Raw genomic sequence first — 21,168 nt, forward strand, 5'->3', positions numbered from 1 at the left:
GACATGGTATCGGAAGTGACACGCCGTCTTGACGCTGGCCTCCAGCCCGGAATATTGTTACTCTGTGTAATCGTGGGGGGTTTCAGCCGGCGGCCCAGATCCGGGACGCCGGTCTTCACACCACGAGAATGACCACAAGTCGGAGGGAAGAACCAGCGTGCCTAGCGAATACGCGAAGACACTGGGTGGCAAGCTACGCGCCATCCGCCAGCAGCAGGGACTGTCGCTGCATGGCGTGGAAGAGAAGTCCAAGGGTCGCTGGAAGGCGGTCGTCGTCGGCTCGTACGAGCGCGGCGATCGAGCCGTCACGGTCCAGAAGCTCGCGGAGCTCGCCGATTTCTACGGCGTGCCGATCCGTGAGCTGCTGCCCGGATCCGCCAGCGCGGCCGCCGCGGCAGCCGCTCCGCCCAGGTTGATCCTGGACCTGGAGGCTCTGCAGCACCTCGACGCGAGCGAGGCCGGTCCGCTCACGCGGTACGCGGCCACGATCCAGGCTCAGCGCGGGGACTACAACGGCAAGGTGCTGTCGATCCGGCAGGACGACATGCGCACGCTCGCCGTGATCTACGACGAGTCGCCGACCACCCTGACCGAGCGCTTCATCTCCTGGGGCGTGCTCAACCCGGAGGCGAAGGGCGACGTCGACGACGCGTCCGAGGCCGCCGGAGCCTGAAGCAGTACGGCGTGACCAAGACGGTCGGGGCTCGTAGCAGCTTGCCCACGGCCGCCTGCCCGCCCCACTTCACTGTGGCGGGCCCTCCTGAACGATTCGCTGTCACCGGCTGGACGTGCCCGTCGCTCGCCCAGCTGACCCGCGAGTCCTCGGCGCTCCACGGCCGGGGAACCACCTTCGTCGCATCTCAGGCGCACTCCCTGGACCACGCGCCGCGACGTACGGGCCGATTCAGCACCCGTCAGGACGTAGTACCCGCGTAGTACCTAGTGAGGAAGAGCTGCACCCAAGCAGCACGAGCCGGCACCGTTCGCGGTGACGACTCGATCAGGCCGGGGCCGTTCCCCCCGCGCCGCACACGGGGACGCCGAATCGGCCCGGGACCGCACCGAGGCGGTACCGGGCCTGATCGTTTTGCCGACCGTCGAGGCGGTCGGCCAGTCGCCCGGGATCCGGGCGAGCGGCTCAGACGCCGAGCGTCGGCTTGAGCTGGAGCAGCCGGGCCAGCAGCCCGTTGACGAACGCGGGCGACTCGTCGGTGGACAGGTCGCGGGCGAGCGCGACCGCCTCGCTGACCGCGACGACGTCCGGCACCTGGTCGTCGAAGAGCAGTTCGTAGACGCCGATCCGCAGGATGTTGCGGTCGACGGCGGGCATCCGGTCCAGCGACCAGCCGACCGAGTGCGTGCCGAGCAGGTCGTCGATCGCGTCGATGTGCTCCGCGACCCCCTCGACCAGCGCCACGGTGAACTCGTTCACCGGCGGGTCGTTGTCGGCCACGCGGTCGGCCAGCGTGCCGCCGACGGGCAGGTCGCGCACCTCCGACTCGTACAGCACGTCCAGCGCGCGTTTGCGGGCCTTGCTACGGGCAGACATGTTCGGTTGTCAGCTCCAGCCGAGACGGGCGGTCAGGACGTGACGCGGCCGAGGTAGTCCCCGGTCCGGGTGTCCACCTTGACCTTCTCGCCGGTGGTCAGGAACAGCGGGACGTTGATCGTGTAACCGGTCTCGAGCTTGGCCGGCTTGGTGCCGCCGGTGGAGCGGTCGCCCTGCAGGCCGGGCTCGGTGTACTCGATGGTGAGCTCGACCGAGGCCGGCAGCTCGACGTACAGCGGGAGTTCCTCGTGCACCGCGACGATCGCGTCCTGGTTCTCCAGCAGGAAGTGGGAGGCGTCACCGACCACGTCGGGCTGGATCGTCAGCTGCTCGTAGGTCGACTTGTCCATGAAGACGTAGGCGGAGCCGTCGTTGTACAGGTACGTCATGTCGCGCTTGTCGACGTTCGCCACCTCGACCTTGACGTCGGCGTTGAAGGTCTTGTCGACCACCTTGCCGGACAGCACGTTCTTCAGCTTGGTCCGCATCACGGCGCCACCCTTGCCGGGCTTGTGGTGCTGGAACCACACGACGGACCACAGCTGCCCATCCAGGTTGAGCACCATGCCGTTCTTGAGGTCGTTCGTCGTTGCCACGCGTGGGAACCCTTCGAAGATCGATCAGCGGTACACCGGATTGTAGCGGTCGGGACACCGATCGGCCGATTCGTGCGGACCCCCGGGGCCCTAGGGTGGAGGTGGCAGGTCAGTCCGCGCCGCCGAGAGAGGTCGCCCGATGGTCGAAGCGTTGTTGATCCCGGTGATCGTGTTCATCGTCATCACGGTCGTCACCCGGCGGCTCAACGCCGCCGACCGGGGCGGGCGAAACCCTGGTACGCCGTCGCCGCGCGTGCAGCGGCTGATCGCGCGGCTGCAGGCCCAGCAGGGCATCCAGCCGGCGACGTTGCAGGGGCAGTACACCCAGCCGACGTTCGGCCACGGTCAGCAGCCACCGGCGCAGGGCTACGGCAGCCCGGGTCACGCCGGCATGCCGGTGCAGAACTCCGCACAGCTGGCAGGTCGGCACGACAGCCAGTACGCCGGCCCCACGCCGTACGCGGGCGCTCCCCAGCAGGCGATGCCGTTCGGGCAGCCAGGCCAGTTCCAGCCGCCGGCACCGTGGTACGCACCGCCCGCGCCGGGCCAGCGCGCCGTACAGCCCAAGGTGTCGCAGCGCGATCTCGACCAGCGCGTGCGCGAACTGATGAAGTCCGGCAACGAGGTCGCGGCGGTGCGGCTGCTGTGCGACGAGCAGGACCTCGGCATCATCGACGCGCAGAAGCGGGCGCGGTCGCTGGTCGCGCCGGCGGCCAAGTCGGGTGGTGGCGCGGCGGGTGACGGCGCGGCGGGTGAGGCCGGGCGTGATCGTGAAGGTGGCGGCTCGGCGGCGGTCTCCGGGGCTGGTTCTGCGGACGGTCCGCGGGAGAGGTACGTCGGCTCGGCCGCGTTCGCGGAGTCGATCTTCGACACCAACCAGGACGACAAGGAGAGCTGGGCCAGCGGCTGGGTCGACCTGCCCGAGCCCGGCGACCGCTCCGACATGGACGAACTCTGGAAGACCGTCCGCGACCACGGGCGGCCGGGCGCTAGTCCCAGCGCGGGGTGACGACGCAGTTCCTGGTCCGGAAGTGCGGGCCGTCCGGCAGGTCCGTCGTACCGGCTGGGTGGATCAGAAACACCGGGTCGGGCCTGCCGCGTTGCACGGCGTCCCAGGTGCGGATCTGCTCGGCGACCTCCTCCGCCAACAGCACCGCGGCCGGTCCGTGGGCGCGGACGCCGAGCTCGACCAGGTTCCGCTTCGGGCCGGCCTGCGAGGCGAGATAGGCGATCGTCTCGCCGCGGACGACGGCCGCGCCGCCCCAGCGCAACGCCGGGCGCACCAGGCGCTTCTTCACCGCCGCCCGACTGGTCGACATCACGCAGTACTGCTCGAAGACCGAGGCGAGCCAGAGGTCGAGCTGGCAGAACGGTTCCTCGCGACCGAGCAGGACGCGCGTCCAACGGACGACTGCCGGCCCGTCCAGCGAGGGTTTGCCGATGGTCTGGTCGGAGTCCATCCGCAGCACGACCTCGCCGTCCACGACCGGCACCACCCGCCCGGGATCGGCGCCCGCGCCCTGCATCGACACGAAGCCGCAGTTCACACTCGACCGGCTGCGCAACGACCCGTCGCTCTGCAGGTCCAGCGCGAGTGACCGGGTCTGGCCGCGGATCCGCAGCGGTACGACGATCCGCCCGCCCGGCGCCAGTTGGTCCATCCAAGCCGGTGCGATCTCCCCCGCGGTCACCGTCACCACGATCCGGTCGTACGGCGCACCGGCGTCCCAGCCTTCGACGCCGTCGGTCTGCACGACCCGGACCGCCTTGTACCCGGCCGCTCGCAACGTCGCCGACGCCCGCTCGGTGACCTCCGGGTCGATGTCGATCGTGGTGACCTCGCCGTCCTCACCGGCCAGCTCGCTCAGCAGAGCCGCGTTGTAGCCGCCCGATCCGATCTCCAGCACGCGATGCCCCGGCTCGATCCCGGCCTGCTCCAGCATCACCGCGACGATCGCCGGCTGCGACACCGAACTGATCGCCACGCCCGCGTCGTCGCGTTTCATCAGCACGACGTCGTCGGCGTACGCGACCTCGATGGGGACGTCCGGTACGAACACGTGCCGCGGCACGACCCGGAACGCGGCCGCGACCCGATCGCTGGAGAGCGCTCCCTGCGATCTCAGCACGTCGACCAGCCCGGCCCGCAGCGCCTCGGCGTACCGAGGATCGCCGTTCATCTCCCAGCTCCAGCCCGCACGCGCTGCCCGGCCATGGTGCCCACTGTAGACGGGCGGAGGCTTCGGTCCGAGCGGTCCGGAGCCGGGGTCCTGCCGTGGGCCGCCGGCTGTCAGTTGCCTCAAGCAAGAAAGCATGGTCGTCACCGTCGGTGACCGGTCGGCGACGGAATTCACAGCACCGACCGGCGCCGGGCATGGGAAGATTCCGTGGATGGCGGACCTGGGTGCGGTGGTGAGGTGACAACGCGACACGGCGACGAGCCTCGGCTCAGGGTACGAGTCCTGGGCCCGGTGGAGATCGCCACGCGCGAGCCTGAGCCCGGCACGGCTGGCATCGGGCGCGAGCCTGAGCCCGGCGCGGCTCGCGTCGGGCGGGAGCCTGAGCCCGGCGCGGCTCGCATCGGGCGCGAGCCTGAGCCCGGCACGGCTCGCGTCTGGCCGGGCACCGAGCTCAACGCGCACCACGCCGGGCCGAGCACCGCGCCCGACGCCGACGCTCACCACGCCGCGCCGGGCGCCGGTCCCGGCAGGATCTCTCTTCGGCAGCCCTTGGTTCGCGCGCTGGCGGTGCGGCTCGCACTGGCCAAAGGTGAAGCCGTCGCCGACGACGTGCTCGTGCGAGACCTGTGGGGTGACGCCGAGCTCGCGCGGCCTTCGGCGCGGTTGCGCGTGCTCGCTTCGCGACTGCGCGGTGCGCTGGGCGAAGAGAGCGCGGCCTTGGCCCGTACGGCGGCCGGCTTCCGGCTCGACGCCGTCGCGGACGACCTGGCCGAGGTCACCAATCGGGTCGCAGAACTCGAGACCGCACGCCGAGCCGGCCGCTGGGCCGAGGTGCACGCCGCCGCCGATGCCGCATTGAACTGCTGGCGCGGCGACCCACTGCAAGACCTACCGGACCTGCCATTCGTCGTCGCCGAGCAGCAGCGACTCGAATCGCTGTGCGTTGAGCTCCGCCTCGACTGGGTTGAAAGCGGCCTCGAACTCGGCACGGGCGGAATCGACGACGAACTCGAACGCCTCATCGGCAAGTACCCGCTGCACGAACGACTGGTCCGCCTCGCAGCCACCGCCGCCGTCCGCGCGGGAGATCTCCAGGGAGCGCTCTCCCGCCTAGATGCTCTCCGCGAACGCCTGGCCGACGAACTCGGCATCGACCCCTCGCCCGAAACCGCCGGCTTGGAACACCAACTCCGCAACGGCGGGGCCCTCGCCCCGGCCCGCAACCCTTCCACCTCCGCCTCCACTCCCCCACCGCACCAGCTCCCACCGACGATTTCGTTGCCCCAGGCCCACAAAGCCTTCGTCGGCCGAGACCGCGAGTACGCCGAACTGCTGGCGCAGATCGCCGCACCGGAGGCGTTCGGCGGACATCCCCTGACGAGCAGCGGACCGCAGCCAAGCGAAGGCGGGCAGCGACCGAGCGGAAGCGACCGCACGGGCGTCCCGAACAACGAGTCCCGACCCAGCGACCGCACCGGCGTCCCGAACAACGGGTCCAGATCCAGCGATCGCACGGGCGTGTTGAGCGACGGGCTCCGGCACAGCCACCAGGCGGAGGTCCACCACGTCGACCGTGAACGGATCGGCATCGTGGGCGACAGCGCCGACAACGGGTCGTCGGGGCTCGGCCGCGACCAGGCGGGTTCGTCCACCGACAAGGTGCGGGCAGGCGACACCGCGCCGTACGCCAAGGTGGTGACCTTGACCGGCGGTCCCGGGGTCGGCAAGACCCGCCTGGCGCGGGAGGTCGCCTGGCGGGAGGGCGCCCGCGGACGACGGATCGGCTGGGTGGACCTGGGCCCGTTGGGACCATCGGACAGTCTGGTCGCCGTCCTCGCGGCGACTCTCGGCGTGGACGGCAGCTCGGAAGACCCGTTGGCCCGCTGCGCGGAGGAACTGACCGGCGGTCTCCTCGTACTGGACAACGCAGAACACCTGGTGGACAACACGGCAGCGCTGGTCGAAGGCCTGCTGAAGTTCGGCGCCGGCACCTCGGTGATCGTCACTTCCCAACGGCTGCTGAGGATCCCGGCCGAGGAAGAACGGCGTCTCCGCCCCTTGGCCGCCGCCGCGGCCGCCGAACTCTTCTGCGCCCGCAGCGCCGCCGAGCCCGGCCCAGAAGTCGACGCGATCTGCGCAGCCGTCGACCGTCTCCCCCTCGCCATCGAACTCGCCGCCGGTCTGACCCGCACGTTGTCGGTCACCCAACTGGCCGAACGCATCGACAACCGCCTGCGCCTCCTGGTCCGCGGCCCGCGCGACGCAGGAATCCGGCACACCAGCCTCCGCGCAGCGCTCGACTGGAGCCACGAGCTCCTCGAAACCCCGGAAAGAGTGGCCCTCCGCCGCCTGTCCGTCTTCGCCGGCGGCTTCACCGCGGAAGCCGCCCAAGCAGTCATCGCCGACCCGCCGACCTCGACGGACAACCCGACTGGCCCGCGTACCTCGACCGACGACCCGACAGGCCCGCGCACCGACCCGGCGACGGCGGCCATGCCCAGCACTCCGACCGACAGCGCTACCCCGACCACCGCGGGAGACCGGGAGGTTGGACCTACCCGCAGCCCATCGAGCACACCCCTCGCTGACAGCGCCGGCGCCGATACCTCGGCCACCGTCACCGCGGGAACTCCTACCTCGGGCGCCGCCGTACCGGGCAGCGCCAGTTCGCGCAGCGCCAACCTCGACACCTCGGCCAACCCCACCGTTCCAAGGGAGAGCGCGGATGCCGCGCCCGCGCCGGGGACTCCCCTACCCGACCCCACGGGCGCGCCTGTCACCGATCCGCCGACAGATGCAGGACTCGTCACCGCGGATGCGAACGCACGCGAGGTGCTACCCGCCGAGGAGGTCGGCGCAGTGCTGGCTGAGCTCGTCGAGCGGTGTGTGCTGACGGTCGAGAGCAGCGCCGAGGGCGTCAGGTTCCGGCTGCTGGAGACCGTCCGCGACTATGCCCTCGAGCGGCTGCGCGAAGCCGGTGAAGAAGAACTCCTGCGTGGCCGGCATGTGGAGTGGTACGGCTGTTTCGTACGCCGGTACGAAGGCATGGGCGCCCGGAACAACACCGGCGTCGGCGCCGAGGAGGCGAACCTGCTCGCGGCGATCGACTGGTGCCTGGGCGAAGGCGCGCAGGCGGAGAAGGTGAGCGCGCTCGTCGCACCGCTGTGGTGGTACTGGCCCGGACGTGGGTTGATGGTCGAGGCGTCGGAGTGGCTCGAGCGGTCGTTGGCGGTGCTGCCGCCGGATTCCGACGAGTACGCCGCGGGACTGAGCACGGTCGCGAGTCTGACCCGCAACCGCGGACTGATCACCGAGGCCAGGACCATCGGAGAGCGCTCCCTGGCGGCCTTCCGCGCGCTCGGCGACGAAGAGAAGGTGACGATCGGGCTGATGTCACTCACCCGGACGTGCCTCGCGCAGGGCGACATGGTCGCGACGCTCGCGCACGCGGAGGAGGTCGAACAGCGCTGCCGGGCCGACGACCGCGTCACCCGGAGAGCGCGCGCCTCGGCGCTGAACTACATGGGCCTGGCGCACCGCAACCTCCGCCACCCCGCCGAAGCGACCGAACTGTTCGAGGCCGCCCGGGACCGCTGGCAGGAGATCGAGGACTTCGGCGGCGTCGCGATCGCGATGGAGAACCTGGCGATCGTCGCCCGCCAGACCGGACAGCACGAACTGGCCCACCGCTGGGCGGTCGAGAGCCTGAGGAGAGCACGGGAGAGCGCGTTCTCGATGGGCATATGCGGAGCGCTGGAGTCGATCGCCTGCCTGGCGGTCGCCGAGGGCCGGGCCGAGGAAGGACTGCAGCTGCTCGCCGCGACCGAACAGCACCGCACCAAACTCGGCCTCCCGGTCCAGGTCCCCGACGAACTCGCCGACGTCGCCCAAGCCCGCACCACGGCGTACGAGGCCCTGGGATCCACCGCCGACAAGATCATCGAGTCGGCCCAAGACCTACCCCTCGAAGAGCTAGCCGACCGCTACCTCGACTAGCCGCCGGCGTACCTCTCATCGCCTCTTCGTCGTACCCCCCGACCACTTTGGGCGGTTAACCCCCGATGTGGTGGGTTCGATGCCCGCCTGCGCAGGTCGAACCCACCAGTCCATGGGTTAACCGTCCATATGCTCGCGAGCCGTGTTCCCTCTCCTCCCGGCGCCACCCTCCAAGCGTCGGGCTGAGACAGGAACCTCGGCAGCCACGTCGAGCTAGAGCAGCCCTCGCGCAGGGCGTAGGCGGCCGCGTCTAGCTAGATCAAACCCCTCACGCACGGCCTTGGCGACCGCGTCCAGCTAGATCAACCCCTCACACGCACGGCGTACGCGACCGCGTCCGGCTAGATCAACCCCTCGCGCAGGGCGTACGCGACCGCGTGGGAGCGGTTGCGGAGTTGGAGGCGGCTGGTGACGTCGTGCAGGACGTTTTTCACCGTGCGTTCGGAGTACGACAGCTCGCGGGCGATCTCCTGGGTGTCCTTGCCGTCAGCAACGAGTCGGAGGACCTGTGTCTCACGGTCGGACAGCCCGGTGCGGGACAGGCCGCGTGGCGTCAGGACATGGCGCTGCATGCGCGACACCTGGCCGAGGAGCCGGCCGAGCAGGTCCGGCGGGAGGCTGCCGTCACCGGCGGCGGCGGTCTGCAGCAGGTGGACGATGCGGTCGGCGGTGGCCTCGGCACGGCGCAGTACGCCGGAGACGCCGAGCTCGACCGCGGTCATCAGCGCGTCGTCGTCGATCGCGCTGCTGATCAGCACGGTCCGGCGGCAGCCGCGCTGCGTGGCCGACCGGAGAACCTGGATCGCGACCGGGTCGAGCGAGTCGACGGCGATCAGCGCGACCACTGGCGGGGTGGGGCGCTGGTCGTTCGGCTGCTGGATCCCGGGCAGATCGGCCTCGCTCAGCAGAGCGATCTCCGGGCGCGGCCGGAGCGCGTGCACCAGCCCGAACTGCGAGAGCGGGTCGAGTGCCTTCACCCAGACGGGTATCCGGCGCTGTTTCACGGGCATCACTCCCCCAGAGTGTTGAACGGAACGAATCGCATCCGCAGTCACACAAACCCCCAAGCTCGGTCGATTCCGTCGTGGTTCCCGAAGGCGCTGCCCTTGCGGGCAACTACCGACGCTCACCGCCGGCCGCCGCGGTCGTGCCCTGTGGTCCCCCGATGGACCTCCGCAAGGTTCGACTGCCACGGCCGGCGGCTCACGCCGTTTCCCCGGGACCCCGACCCGCGACACAGCCTGCCCGGTCGCCGTTTCACCGGCGTCTCATGCCCGTTTCCTGCCCTCCCGGCGGGCTTGTCTGCCCCCGCGGGCTGCCCGCGAGGCCCGCCGATCGGGCAGGTCGCGCCGACTACCTTGTACCGATCCAGCGCCGCCTTGTACCGATCCAGCGCCGCCCGACGTCATTGGCAGCGTCCGACCCGGCTGACCTGGTGGCTGCTGGACCGCATTTGGTGGGTGAACCCACGAGATGCACCGTTGGCCGACCGGATTTCGCCCCCCTGAATTGGCCATCTCGTGGGTCAACCCACGAAACGCCGGAGCGAAGACCAGGCTGCCGACTCGAACGGCGACGCCGGATGACGAAGGGGCGGAGGCGGCGACAGCGGCGATGGCGCGGGGGTGTTCAGGCGAGAGACCGGTGTGCCGAGCATGCCCGGCGCGGGGGTGTTCAGGCGACAGACCGGTGTGCCGAGCATGCCCGGCGCGGGGGTGTTCAGACGACAGACCGGTGTGCCGAGCATGCCCGGCGCGGGGGTGTTCAGGCGACAGACCGATGTGCCGAGCATGCCCGGCGCGGGGGTGTTCAGGCGACAGACCGATGTGCCGAGCGTGCCCGGCGCGGGAGGCCAGGCGACAGACCGGTGTGCCGACCATGCCCGGCGCGGGGGTGTTCAGGCGACAGACCGGTGTGCCGAGCGTGCCCGGCGCGGCGGAGGCCAGGCGAGAAACCGGTGTGCCCCGCGTGCCCCGCGCGGAGGTGTTCACGCGAGAGAACGGTGGGCCGAGCGTGCCGGGCTTCCCCCCCCTGGGCCGTCCCAGGGGCATGCACGCGTACCGGCGTGCGCGGTGTACCGGCGCGCCCCGCATGACCCGGCGAACCGGCGCCTCCCATGTGGCGGGCGCACCGCCGTGCGCGGCGTACTGGCCGTGCGCCGCGGTCAGTCGAGGGTGGTGATCGCGCGTAGTGCCAGGCGGTACGAGTTCAGGCCGAAGCCGGCGATCGTGCCGGTGGCTACGGCGGCGACGACGCTGGTGTGGCGGAACTCCTCGCGGGCCGCGGGGTTGCTGATGTGGATCTCGATCAGTGGGGCGGTGCGCTGGGCGCAGGCGTCGCGGAGCGCGTACGAGTAGTGGGTGAAGGCGGCCGGGTTGAGCACGACCGGGTACTTGTGGTCGGCGGCCTCGTGCAGCCAGCCGACCAACTCGGACTCGTCGTCGGTCTGGCGGACCTCGACGGTCAGGCCCAGTTCGGCGCCGGTCTTCTCGCAGTCGGCGACGAGGTCGGCATACGTCGTCGCGCCGTACACGTCGGGTTCCCGGGAGCCGAGGCGGCCCAGGTTCGGTCCGTTCAGTACGAGCACCTTGCGCGCGGTCACAGGGCAACCCTAGTGCCCAGCGCGGTGAAGGCCTGCGTCGCCTCGGCAACGGCGAGCGGGTGGCGGGCGTCGGCGGTCTGGCCGTCGGCGACGGCCTGCCAGTTGCGCTGGGCCAGGATTTGCTGGGTGGAGATCAGGTACGCCGCCAGCAGCCGCGCGTCGAGGTCGTTGCCCAGGGCCTCGGCCAGGGCTTCCTCGTCGGCGGCGATGAACTGCTGCAGGTGTGCGGCCAGCGCGGGGGTGCCGAAGACCAGGCGGTAGTAGGCGATCACGTCGGGGTGGTCGTTCAGCCCGGTGACCGGATCGCGGCGATCGAGACCGTCGAGGAAGTGCTGCAGCAGCGCCTCCGCGGGCAGCTCCGGTGACGTACGGACGACCCGGGCGGCCTCGTGGGCGTGGTCGGCGAAGCGGTGCAGGACCAGATCCTGCTTGGTGGCGAAGTACTTGAACAAGGTCGGCTTGGACACGTTCGCCGCCGCGGCGATGTCGGCCACGGAGACCTGGTCGAAGCCGCGGGCGAGGAACAGCTCGATCGCCACCTGCGACAAGACGTCGTGGGTCTGCTGCTTCTTGCGCTCGCGCAGTCCGGTCACGTCAGTGACTCTATCCGAAGTGTTAACCTGGCCAAAACATTGACCGAGTTAATCTTTGTGGGAAGAGAGCGGATGCGAGGACTGGAGGAAGAACGCCGGTACGCCGACCGCTGCCGGGCCGCCCTGCGCGCGATGATCTCCGGCGCGCGGGACAACGTGGTGATCGGCGAGGACACCTGGGGCGACCGCTACACGGCCGAACGTCTCGGGTATCACCTGAAGAGCCAGGCGCGGCAGCTCGCCGACGAGGCCGGTGGGCCGCCGTTCTTCGGGGTGATCGGCTACCGGGACGACGAGCAGGCGCAGGAGCACCGGAGCCAGCGCTACTACCTCGGTCGCCGGCACATCTCGGACGCGATCGGGCGTCCGCCGCTGGTGATCGACTGGCGGGCGCCGGTGGCGACGAGCTTCTACCAGGCGACCGTCGACGAACCACGCGGAGTCGCCGTACGCCGGCGCTTCGGCTGGTCCGGCGAGACGCTGACGAGCTTGGAGGACGAGTCACTCGCGAGGGGCCGGTCTGACGAGGAAAGTGCGGAACGGGGAGAGCGCGATCTCCGGGCCGGCAACGGGGCCGGCGCAGGGATCGGCGAGATCCTCCGGGCCGAGATCGAGCGTCCGCGGGTCGGACCGATGCGGGACATCGTGGCAACGATCCAGCCCGAGCAGGACAAGCTGGTGCGGGCTGAGCTCGAGGACTCGGTCTGCGTGCAGGGCGCGCCGGGGACCGGGAAGACCGCGGTCGGACTGCACCGGGCGGCGTACCTGCTGTACGCCCACCGCGCCCGGCTGAAGCGCAGCGGCGTGCTGGTGCTCGGGCCGAACAAGACGTTCCTGCAGTACATCTCCGCGGTGCTCCCCACCCTCGGCGAGGTCGACGTCGAGCAGGCCACGATCGGCGAACTGCTTGCCATCAGCATCGATGCCGTCGACAGCCCGGCGGCTGCGGCGGTGAAGCACGACGCGCGGATGGCCGAGATCCTTCGGAGAGCGCTCTACGACAGGATCCGTACGCCGGTCGACGCGGTCGTCGTGCCGGACAGCTCCTACCGATGGCGCGTGACCGGCGACGAGTTCGCTCAGATGGTCGAGGACGCGCGCGTCGAAGCCACGGCGTACGGGCTCGGGCGGGAGCGCGTGATCTCGCGGCTGGTGGCGGCGTTGCAGCGGCAGGCGGAGGCACGCGGGCAGAACTGCAACGGGAGCTGGCAGCGGAAGATGGCTCGAGCGGTCGCGCCGGCGGTGGACGCGGTGTGGCCGACGGTGAAGCCGGACGAGGTGCTGGCCGAGTTCCTGAGCGATCCAGCGGACGAGCTGCTGAGTGCGGAGGAGCGGGCTGCGATCCGATGGCCACGGCGACGCAAGGCGAAGTCGGCCCGGTGGACCGCCGCCGACGCCGTTCTGCTCGACGAGTTGAGCGGGCTGATCAGTCGCGTGCCCGGGTACGGGCAGGTGATCGTGGACGAGGCGCAGGACCTCTCCCCCATGCAGTGCCGGGCGATCGCGCGGCGCAGTGAACACGGGTCGTTGACCGTGCTGGGCGACTTGGCGCAGGGTACGACGCCGTGGGCGGCGCGGAGTTGGGCGGAGCAGCTGACGCACCTGGGCAAGCCAGACGCGGAGATCGTCACGCTGACGACCGGGTACCGCGTGCCCGCCGCAGTGGTGGAACTGGCGAATCGGTTGCTGACGGCACTAGATGTCGATGTGCCGCCGACGCGGTCGTTTCGCCGCGACGGCCGGTTGAGCATCCAGCAGGTCCATGACCTGGAGGCGAGTTGCGCGGACGCCGTACGGGCGGCGCTGAAGGACGAGGGCTCGATCGGGGTGATCGTGGCCGACCAGAGGTTGGCCGACCTCGAGTCCTCACTGCGGGCGGCCGGCGTCGAGGACGAGCGGGTGACCGTCGTACCGGCGGCGTTGGCGAAGGGGTTGGAGTACGACCACGTGATCGTCGTCGAGCCGGCCGAGATCGTGGAAGCCGAGCTGCGGGGGCTCAATCGGCTCTACGTGGTGCTGACGCGGGCGGTGTCGCGGCTCGATGTGCTGCACACTCGCGTCTTGCCCGCCGCGGTCAGCTGACTTCGGCGTACGCGGCGATCAGCAGGCTCGGGTCCGGCGCCTCGAGGATCGTGGGCTTGGCGAGGGCGTCCAGGATGACGAAGCGGAGGCGGTCGGCCCTCGTCTTCTTGTCGAGCTTCATCGCGTCCTGCAGGTGCGGCCACGCGTCGGCGCGGTACTTGACCGGCAGGCCCAGCGACTCCAGGACCGTGCGGTGGCGGTCGGCGGTCGCGTCGTCGAGCCGGCCGGCCGCGCGGGCGAGTTCGGCGACGAACACCATGCCGATGCTGATCGCGGCGCCGTGCCGCCACTTGTAGCGTTCGGTCCGCTCGATCGCGTGGCCGAGCGTGTGGCCGTAGTTGAGCGCCTCACGCCCGATCGCGCCCCCGGCGGCGGTCGTCCGCTCGCGCAGGTCGGCGCCGACGGTGTCGGCCTTGACCTGGATCGCGCGGGCGATCAGTTCCTCCGTGTGCTCGTACGCCGGGCTGGTGGCGCCCTCGGGGTCCTTCTCGACCAGGTCCAGGATCACGGGGTCGGCGATGAACCCGCACTTCACGACCTCGGCCAGGCCGCTCACGTAGTCGTTCTTCGGCAGGGTCTCCAGCGCGGCCAGGTCGCACAGGACACCGGCCGGCTCCCAGAACGCGCCGACCAGGTTCTTGCCCTCGGCGGTGTTGATGCCGGTCTTGCCGCCGACGGCCGCGTCGACCATGCCGAGCAGGGTGGTCGGGATGTGCACGACCTTGACGCCGCGCAGCCAGGTCGCGGCGACGAACCCGGCCAGGTCGGTCGTCGTCCCGCCACCGATCGACACCACGGCGTCGGATCGGGTGAACCCGGCCTGGCCGAGCACGGACCAGCAGTACGCGAGCACCTCGGCGGACTTGGCCTCTTCCGCGTCCGGGATCTCGATCGCGTGCGCGGTGAAGCCGGCGGAGACGAGGTCGTCGCGAATCGCGTCGCCGCTCGCGCGCAGGGCCCGCGGGTGGATGACGGCGACCCGCTGGACACCGTCGCCTAGCAGACCGGGCAGTTCGCCGAGCAGGTTGTTGCCGATCACCACGTCGTACGGCGCGGCCGCGGCGACGCGGATGCGCCGGGCGCCAGAATCCGCCGGGGCGGACGCGGTCGCGTCAGCGGACGTGGTAGCCGGGGCGGACGCGGTCGCGTCAGCGGACGTGGTAGCCGGGGCGGACGCGGTCGCGTCAGCGGACGTGGTCGCCGAGGCGGACGCGGCCGGGTCGGCCGTCGGGTTGCTGTCGGTCATCCGAGGTGCTCCGCGATCTCGTCGGCGATGTCCTCCGGGGTCCGGCCGTCGGTGGTCACGGTGAGCTTGGCGACCTCCGCGTAGAGCGGGCGCCGGGCGTCCATCAGGTTCTTCAGCTGGGTGCGCACGTTGCCGAGCAGCAGCGGGCGGGCGACGCCGAGGCCGACCCGCTTGGCGGCCTCACCGACCGAGACGTCGAGAAAGACCACGGTGTGACCGGCAAGATCCGAGCGCGTGTTCGCGTCGAGGATCGCGCCGCCGCCGAGCGACAACACGACACCGTCGTCCTGCAGCGCGGCGACGATCGCCGCCCGCTCCAGCTCGCGGAAGACCGGCTCGCCGGAGTCCACGAAGATGTCCGAGATCGGCTTGCCCGCCGTGGTCTCCACGTCGGTGTCCGTGTCGCGGTGCGTCCGGCCGAGCTTGCTCGCGAGCAGTCCGGCAATCGTCGACTTGCCCGACCCCGGCGGTCCGACCAGCACAACCACCGGCCCGGCCTCAGCGCCGGCGCCGCTCGTCCCGGCTTGCCCACGCGTTCCGCTCACTCCGTACCCCACTCGCGCGGCTGGATCGTCTCCGGCAACCCCGCCAGGTACGCCCGGTGGTTCCGCGCGCTCTCGACCACCGAGTCCCCGCCGAACTTCTCCAGCGACACATCCGCCAGCACCAGCGCGACCATCGCCTCCGCGACGATCCCCGCGGCCGGCACGGCGCACACGTCCGACCGCTGGTGGTGCGCGGACGCGGCTTCGCCCGTGCTCGTGTCGATCGTGCGCAGCGCCCGCGGCACCGTGGCGATCGGCTTCATCGCGGCCCGCACGCGCAGCGTCTCGCCGGTGCTCATGCCGCCCTCGGTACCGCCCGAGCGTCCACTCGTACGCCGTACCGTTCCGTCCTCGGCGACGATCTCGTCGTGCGCCTTCGACCCCGGCGTCCGGGCCAGTTCGAAGCCGTCGCCGAGCTCGACGCCCTTGATCGCCTGGATGCCCATCAGCGCGCCGGCCAGCTTGGAGTCCAGCCGGCGGTCCCAGTGCACGTAGCTGCCGAGGCCCGGCGGCAGACCGTCGACGACGACCTCGACCACGCCGCCGAGCGTGTCGCCGGCCTTCTGCGCGGCGTCGATCTCGGCGACCATCGCCTTGCTCGCGTCCGCGTCGAGGCAGCGCACCGGGTCGGCGTCGAGCTTCTCGACATCCGCGTACGACGGGAGCAGCCCGTACGGCGCCTTGACCGTGCCGAGCTCGACCACATGGCTGACGATCGTGACGCCGAACGCCTGCTGCAGGAACCGCGCGGCGACCTCGCCCAGCGCGACCCGGGCGGCGGTCTCCCGCGCACTCGCCCGCTCCAGCACCGGCCGGGCCTCGTCGAACCCGTACTTCTGCATGCCGGCCAGGTCGGCGTGACCGGGCCGCGGCCGAGTCAGCGGCGCGTTGCGGGCCAGGTCGGCCAGCGTCTCCGGGTCGACCGGGTCGGCAGCCATCACCTGCTCCCACTTCGGCCACTCGGTGTTGCCGACCTGGATGGCGATCGGGCTGCCGAGTGACAGTCCGTGCCGAAAACCGCCGAGGAACGTCACCTCGTCCCGCTCGAACTTCATCCGGGCACCTCGGCCGTAACCGAGCCGACGACGAGCCAGGGCGTCGGCCACGTGATCCGTGGTGACCTGAACGCCTGCGGGAAGACCTTCGAGTACGGCGACGAGCGCTTGTCCGTGCGACTCGCCGGCGGTGAGCCAGCGCAGCATGCCGCGATTCTCCCACGGCGGCCCGGACCGCCGGTCGGCAGTCTCACCTCAGCCGCCCGGTCGGGCCACCCCGGGCGCACCGACAACTCGCCGACACAATCCTGTCCGCGGCAACGGAAACAATGCATCAGGCGTAAATTCGCGCAGCCACCAAAAGCCGCCATCCGGAAACTATTGCGGCCGGACGATCGTCGGACCCTGTGCTGGACACGATGCACATCAACAATCCCAAGGAGAAATCATGGACAACAGCCACGAGCTCGACCTGGTGATCGGCGATCTGGAGTCGGAGCTGCCCGCCACGGGCGCCGAGGGTGCCGCCGGCACCTGCGTCCGGGTCTACTGCGACTTCTGATCCGGTGACCGATCCGGCCGCCGTGCGGGCGGCGCGCGACGCGCTGGTGTCCGCGGTGCACGCTCGCACGGCGGCCGGACTGCTCCCGCCCGTGGTGGCAGTCGGTCCGGACGGCCTGCTTCGGGTCGAGCGGCAACTGAGCGGGCCCGCGGACGCCGAACTGCTGGCCGGACTGCTCGACCGGCCCGACTCTTCGACCCTGCTCGAAATGTTTGCCACGCTGACCGCGGGCTGCGATAACCTGCGGAAGGAATTCCCCGAGCTGACCGCCGCGGGAATTCTGCGGCCGACGAACGGCGAATTGTTCGGCCCATTGGTCGGCTCGGCATTTCTCGCCTGCCTCTCCCGCGCCGCGGAGCGCTTTCAACCCGTCCGTCAAGCGGTGGGTTTTCTCGATTTCCTCCGGGAGTTTCTGCAGCGCCTGCACGACGACGCCGGACGACTGTGGTTCGACGCCCGGTTCCCCGTCACCGGCCTGACCGCGCACGGCGGCGAGACGCACAACGGCCGCCGCCGGGTCCTGCGGGTCGACTTCCCGGACGGCCGCAGCGTCGCGTACAAACCACGCCCGGCCGACGTCGGGCGCCTGTTCCTCGCGCCCGAGGCGTCCGCCTTCGCCCTGCTCAACAGCCTCTCGGACACCGTCCGGCTCCCCGTGATGGACCTGCTCCCCCGCGACGGCTACGAGTGGCAGCCCTGGATCGAGCGGCCTGCTCAGTGGAACGTGATCCGGCCAGGCCTGGCCGGTGCGGTGCTGACCGCCGAGCAGGCCGAGCTCTTCTGGCATCGAGCCGGCTCGCTGGCCGCCGCCTGCTTCGGCTTCGGCATCACCGACCTGAGCGAGGGCAACCTGTACGTCGGCGGCCCGGACCCCCTGATGTACCCGATCGACCTGGAGTTCGCCTTCGTCGACGTCCGGCGCCTGTCGGAGACCGGACTGGTCGCCGGCGACGGCGCTCAGCACCACCACGTCGGGCTGGAGACCGAGCCGCGGCTGTGCGCCGCGGACGGGCCGACCGTCTGCCTCGTCGAGCAGGACGGTCTCGAGGTCTGGCGCCGGACCGCCCCGTGGGCCAGGCGCGAGACGCGTACGGTCGTCGCGGACGCTGCCCGCCGTACGGGCTACGGCGTTCACCTCGGCCGATTCCTGCGCGGCATGTTCGATGCCTGGACGCTGATGTGCACCAACGTGCCCGGGCTGCGGGCTGTACTCGACCAGCCCGTCACCACTCGCGTCCTGCTCCGCCCGACCTCCCAGTACGGCGACATGCTCGACGACTGGCTGCTGGACGGCAGTCCGCTCCCCGACGACCTCAACCCGGCGGAGCGCGAGCAACTGCTGCGCCACGACGTCCCGTACTTCTACCGCTCGACCGACGGCGGCCCGCTCCGCCACTGGGACCCGGAGACCAGTACGTCCGTTGCCACGGGCCGGACCGTGCCGCCACAGCTGGACTGGGCGGCCGGGCTCACGCTGTCCCGCCTGGGCACAGCTCTCCGCGACGCGGTGGCGCCGATCGCCACGGAGCTCCACCCACCGGCACTGCTGGTGGACGACAGCACCCGGGTCGCCGTGCAGAATCCCGACCATGGTGCGGTCAGCTTCGACTGGGCTGAGACGAACCGCTGGGTCTGCTACCGCTGGAGCGGGTCGAAGATCACTCTCCAACTGGCGGCGCTCGATCAGCTCGCCGCCATCCGTGAGCGGCTGCTGAAGCTGGACGGGGTGGACGCCGCCTGGCGGGGCCAGTGGGCTGCCGGCCGCTTCACCGACGACACGATCGCCGAGCGACTCACCAAGCTCACGACCACCGCGGCGACCTGGCTCCAGCAGGTCATCAACGAGCACGGCTGGCCCGGGCCGCTGCTGGTCGGTGAAGCTGCTGCCGAGGCCGCTTGCCGACTGGTCCAGCATCTGGAGAACCAGCCCGACTTCCAGCGAGCCTGTCTGGACCTGCTCAGAGGGGCGGTCGACGGACCGCCTAGCCACGTCGCCTATCTGACCGACGCACTGCGTGTCGCCGAAGGACGCCCACAGGTCTACGGCACCAAATTCGAGGCCGTGGACGGGCAGCTCGTCCCTTGTCCCCTGGAAGAACCGGCTGCCGTCGACGAGCGACGGCACGCAGTCGGGTTGCAACCGCTGGCCGACTACGCGGAGCGCCTGCGCGAGAAGTTTCCCTTGGAGGTTCGATGACCGACTGGACAGCCTTCACCGCTCTCCCCTGGCAGTCCGAGCCGCTGCACCTGCCCAGCGCCGGTGCTCCGCTCAGCGCCAGTACGGCGTATGGCGCCGTGGTGGCCGCGGCGACGCCGTTCCGGAACGGGACGCGGTTCCTGGCGCTGCCGGAAGTGCGCTTCCACCAGCCGAGCGGGCGAGTCGGTGCGCCAGGCGAGCTGCTGCCGGGGCCGGAGGACAGGTCGTTGAAGGAGTATCTGCATCGCCGGGAGGCCGAGCCGTTCCTGCTGCGGGCGCGGGAGCCGTTGATGCTCGACTACTCGGTCTGGTCGCAGGTGCGGGACTGGATCGTGCCGCTGTGGCAGCAGATCGGCGTGCCGGTGGTGCCGTTGGCAGCTGAGCTGGTGGTGACGGACGGGCAGTCGCAGCGGGTCAGTGAGGACAGGTATCTGACACTCGTCTGGGTGCTGCACGGCCGACTGGAGGTTGAGGCCGGTGGTGCGACGCTGATTGGTGACGAGGGTGATCTGCTGTCGTGGCCGCCTGGTGCGGCTTCGATGCGAGGAACGGAGTGCCTGTGGCTGCGGCTGCTCGTACCGGTCGACGGAAAGCTGGCCGCGAAGCCGGTGACCGAGCTACTGCTGGCCGGCTTGGACCGACGGCGCGGGACGGATGCGACGCCGTACCTGCCGATGGCTGAGGCTGGGCGGCCCATGCAACCGCTGGTGGAGACGGCGGCCGGGCTGGCTGAGCTGAGCAGTAGTGCGGAGGTCGAGCGGAGTTTGCGGGTGCAGTGGGCGAGCCGTGTCAGCGCGGGAGCGCTGGAGCCGGTGCCCGCACCACAGCGGTCGGAGCTGGTCGCCGGACAACGGGTGAAGGCCGCGGCCCCGGTCTACCGGATGCGTGACGGCGACCGGTGGCTGTGGGCAGTCAACGGGCACGCGTTCACGATCGGTGGGGGTGACGGCTTGCTGGCTGAGTTGAAGCGCGGTGAGGTGCTGGCGCGCGACGACGCGTACCTGCCGTTGCTGCGTCGACTGCACTCGCTGCGGGCAGTGGAGGTGGTGGCATGAGCGACCTGGCGACGCTGACCAGGCTGGACTGGGCTGAATTCGCCGAGCACTACTGGGACGAGCGGCCGGTGCTGATCCGTGGCGTGCAGCCCGTGCCGTTCGTGGCGAAGGAGGTGTTCGCCGCAGCGGTGCGAGCGCAGGAGTCGTCGTACGACGGACATCGGGCGCCGACCGCGCAGTTCACCGTCGAGCGGACGCAGCAGGGCGAGCGGCTGGAACTGCTGCCGACGGCGGCGGACGATTCGTTCGAGCGGTACGAGCAGCGGCTGGCGGACCGGCTCGGAGATCGCGGGTACGCGCTGATCGTCAGCGGGTTCCACGCCTTCGACCGCGAGCTGTGGAGCCGCGAACGGGAGTTCTTCGCGGGGCTGTGGGCGCAGGTCGGGCTGCCGCTGACCGGGGCGATCACGACGATGTTCCACGGCAACTACGACCACAGTCCGGTGGGCGTGCACAAGGACCGGTTCGCGACGTTCATGTTCGGGCTGCGGGCGCGCAAGCGGATGCGATTCTGGGCCGAACGGCCGTGGAGGGAGCCGGTGAGCACTGTGGTCGACTACGCGCGTTTCGTGCCGGAGTCGTTCGCGGTCGAGGTGGAGCCCGGGGACCTGCTCTACTGGCCGGCCGGCTACTACCACGTCGGCGAGAACTGCGGCCGGTCGCCGGCGACCAGCGTGAACATCGGCGTGCCGCGCGACGAGCACAAAATCGAGTACGAGCTGGAGGACCTGCTCGCCGACCTCGATCCCCATCTGCTCGTCAGGTCGGGGGCGCGGCTCGATCGTCTGGCCCGGGGCATCACCGCTCCGGCTCGGGTCGCCGCACCGGACCAGGTCCTCGCGGCAGAGCTCCCCGACGCACTCCAGCAAGCGTTGCGAGCGTGTCAGGAGCAGTCGCTCGACGCGAGGGCGGACGAAGTCTCGCGCCGTCGATGGAGTGCCGGAGGCTTCGAACCGATGCCCTCCTGAGC

Annotated in this window: 16 protein-coding genes; 7 read left to right on the top strand and 9 right to left on the bottom strand. The window is 70.7% G+C overall.

The window, feature by feature from the left end; translation table 11 throughout:
* Positions 1-157 precede the first annotated feature (157 nt).
* Positions 158-673, top strand: coding sequence for a transcriptional regulator BldD (bldD, locus tag ACQPXM_RS25885; RefSeq protein WP_344173399.1), 516 nt, complete (start codon positions 158-160; stop codon positions 671-673).
* A 465-nt stretch (positions 674-1,138) separates the two neighbouring features.
* Here bldD and nusB read toward each other — a convergent pair whose 3' ends face one another.
* Complete coding sequence (nusB, locus tag ACQPXM_RS25890; protein WP_432937819.1) at positions 1,139-1,549, bottom strand: transcription antitermination factor NusB; 411 nt, start codon at positions 1,547-1,549, stop codon at positions 1,139-1,141.
* A 32-nt stretch (positions 1,550-1,581) separates the two neighbouring features.
* The gene (gene efp, locus ACQPXM_RS25895) at positions 1,582-2,115 is read right to left on the bottom strand and encodes an elongation factor P (protein WP_237771281.1); all 534 of its coding nucleotides are present in this window, start codon (positions 2,113-2,115) and stop codon (positions 1,582-1,584) included.
* A 169-nt stretch (positions 2,116-2,284) separates the two neighbouring features.
* On the opposite strand from efp, the gene ACQPXM_RS25900 reads away from it, so the two are divergent.
* Entirely contained in the window at positions 2,285-3,154 is an 870-nt protein-coding gene (locus tag ACQPXM_RS25900; protein WP_432937822.1) for a hypothetical protein, read from the top strand.
* Here ACQPXM_RS25900 and fxlM read toward each other — a convergent pair.
* Positions 3,135-4,325 (bottom strand): methyltransferase, FxLD system, encoded by a 1,191-nt coding sequence (fxlM, locus tag ACQPXM_RS25905; RefSeq protein ID WP_432937824.1) that lies wholly within the window; start codon positions 4,323-4,325, stop codon positions 3,135-3,137. The two genes, ACQPXM_RS25900 and fxlM, sit on opposite strands and share 20 nt — an antisense overlap.
* 291 nt (positions 4,326-4,616) lie before the next feature.
* Here fxlM and ACQPXM_RS25910 point away from each other — a divergent pair, with 291 nt between their 5' ends.
* The gene (locus ACQPXM_RS25910; RefSeq protein WP_432937827.1) at positions 4,617-8,321 is read left to right on the top strand and encodes a BTAD domain-containing putative transcriptional regulator; all 3,705 of its coding nucleotides are present in this window, start codon (positions 4,617-4,619) and stop codon (positions 8,319-8,321) included.
* 341 nt (positions 8,322-8,662) lie between these two features.
* Here the strand turns inward: ACQPXM_RS25910 and ACQPXM_RS25915 are convergent, their stop codons facing one another.
* From ACQPXM_RS25915 to ACQPXM_RS25925, 3 genes are all read right to left on the bottom strand, one after another.
* Positions 8,663-9,331, bottom strand: coding sequence for a LuxR C-terminal-related transcriptional regulator (locus ACQPXM_RS25915; protein WP_432937830.1), 669 nt, complete (start codon positions 9,329-9,331; stop codon positions 8,663-8,665).
* 1,154 nt (positions 9,332-10,485) lie between these two features.
* A complete protein-coding gene (gene aroQ, locus ACQPXM_RS25920) occupies positions 10,486-10,923 on the bottom strand; it encodes a type II 3-dehydroquinate dehydratase (protein ID WP_432937833.1) in 438 nt (145 codons plus the stop codon).
* Complete coding sequence (locus tag ACQPXM_RS25925; protein ID WP_432937836.1) at positions 10,920-11,516, bottom strand: TetR/AcrR family transcriptional regulator; 597 nt, start codon at positions 11,514-11,516, stop codon at positions 10,920-10,922. The genes aroQ and ACQPXM_RS25925 overlap by 4 nt, the downstream gene beginning before the upstream one ends.
* Before the next feature lie 72 nt (positions 11,517-11,588).
* Here ACQPXM_RS25925 and ACQPXM_RS25930 point away from each other — a divergent pair, with 72 nt between their 5' ends.
* Positions 11,589-13,598: a HelD family protein gene (locus tag ACQPXM_RS25930; RefSeq protein WP_432937839.1), complete on the top strand. Its 2,010-nt coding sequence runs from the start codon at positions 11,589-11,591 to the stop codon at positions 13,596-13,598.
* On the opposite strand, the gene aroB is transcribed toward ACQPXM_RS25930, so the two are convergent.
* The 3 genes from aroB to aroC are packed head-to-tail and all read right to left on the bottom strand — an operon-like array spanning position 13,591 to position 16,591.
* A complete protein-coding gene (gene aroB, locus ACQPXM_RS25935) occupies positions 13,591-14,844 on the bottom strand; it encodes a 3-dehydroquinate synthase (RefSeq protein ID WP_432937842.1) in 1,254 nt (417 codons plus the stop codon). The two genes, ACQPXM_RS25930 and aroB, sit on opposite strands and share 8 nt — an antisense overlap.
* A complete protein-coding gene (locus ACQPXM_RS25940; protein WP_432937845.1) occupies positions 14,841-15,389 on the bottom strand; it encodes a shikimate kinase in 549 nt (182 codons plus the stop codon). Before ACQPXM_RS25940 ends, aroB begins: the two co-directional genes overlap by 4 nt.
* Positions 15,386-16,591 (bottom strand): chorismate synthase, encoded by a 1,206-nt coding sequence (aroC, locus tag ACQPXM_RS25945; protein WP_432937848.1) that lies wholly within the window; start codon positions 16,589-16,591, stop codon positions 15,386-15,388. Before aroC ends, ACQPXM_RS25940 begins: the two co-directional genes overlap by 4 nt.
* 359 nt (positions 16,592-16,950) lie before the next feature.
* Here aroC and ACQPXM_RS25950 point away from each other — a divergent pair, with 359 nt between their 5' ends.
* From ACQPXM_RS25950 to ACQPXM_RS25960, 3 genes are read left to right on the top strand one after another with little or no spacing between them, the layout of a single operon-like run.
* Entirely contained in the window at positions 16,951-19,143 is a 2,193-nt protein-coding gene (locus ACQPXM_RS25950) for a DUF4135 domain-containing protein (protein WP_432937850.1), read from the top strand.
* Positions 19,140-20,198 carry a hypothetical protein gene (locus ACQPXM_RS25955; RefSeq protein WP_432937852.1) on the top strand — a complete coding sequence of 353 codons (1,059 nt, stop codon included), beginning with the start codon at positions 19,140-19,142 and terminating at the stop codon, positions 20,196-20,198. Before ACQPXM_RS25950 ends, ACQPXM_RS25955 begins: the two co-directional genes overlap by 4 nt.
* A complete protein-coding gene (locus tag ACQPXM_RS25960; protein ID WP_432937855.1) occupies positions 20,195-21,166 on the top strand; it encodes a JmjC domain-containing protein in 972 nt (323 codons plus the stop codon). The genes ACQPXM_RS25955 and ACQPXM_RS25960 overlap by 4 nt, the downstream gene beginning before the upstream one ends.
* The last annotated feature ends 2 nt before the right edge of the window (positions 21,167-21,168 follow it).

Origin of the sequence: Kribbella sp. CA-253562, assembly GCF_050942265.1 — a bacterium.
Classification (GTDB): domain Bacteria; phylum Actinomycetota; class Actinomycetes; order Propionibacteriales; family Kribbellaceae; genus Kribbella.

What these genes read in the sequence shown, in the direction of transcription:
- nusB (WP_432937819.1), bottom strand. Translation starts at nt 1,549, where the DNA reads ATGTCTGCCCGTAGCAAGGCCCGCAAACGCGCGCTGGACGTGCTGTAC.
- efp (WP_237771281.1), bottom strand. Translation starts at nt 2,115, where the DNA reads ATGGTGCTCAACCTGGATGGGCAGCTGTGGTCCGTCGTGTGGTTCCAG.
- ACQPXM_RS25900 (WP_432937822.1), top strand. Translation starts at nt 2,285, where the DNA reads ATGGTCGAAGCGTTGTTGATCCCGGTGATCGTGTTCATCGTCATCACG.
- fxlM (WP_432937824.1), bottom strand. Translation starts at nt 4,325, where the DNA reads ATGAACGGCGATCCTCGGTACGCCGAGGCGCTGCGGGCCGGGCTGGTC.
- ACQPXM_RS25915 (WP_432937830.1), bottom strand. Translation starts at nt 9,331, where the DNA reads ATGCCCGTGAAACAGCGCCGGATACCCGTCTGGGTGAAGGCACTCGAC.
- ACQPXM_RS25930 (WP_432937839.1), top strand. Translation starts at nt 11,589, where the DNA reads ATGCGAGGACTGGAGGAAGAACGCCGGTACGCCGACCGCTGCCGGGCC.
- aroB (WP_432937842.1), bottom strand. Translation starts at nt 14,844, where the DNA reads ATGACCGACAGCAACCCGACGGCCGACCCGGCCGCGTCCGCCTCGGCG.
- aroC (WP_432937848.1), bottom strand. Translation starts at nt 16,591, where the DNA reads ATGCTGCGCTGGCTCACCGCCGGCGAGTCGCACGGACAAGCGCTCGTC.
- ACQPXM_RS25955 (WP_432937852.1), top strand. Translation starts at nt 19,140, where the DNA reads ATGACCGACTGGACAGCCTTCACCGCTCTCCCCTGGCAGTCCGAGCCG.
- ACQPXM_RS25960 (WP_432937855.1), top strand. Translation starts at nt 20,195, where the DNA reads ATGAGCGACCTGGCGACGCTGACCAGGCTGGACTGGGCTGAATTCGCC.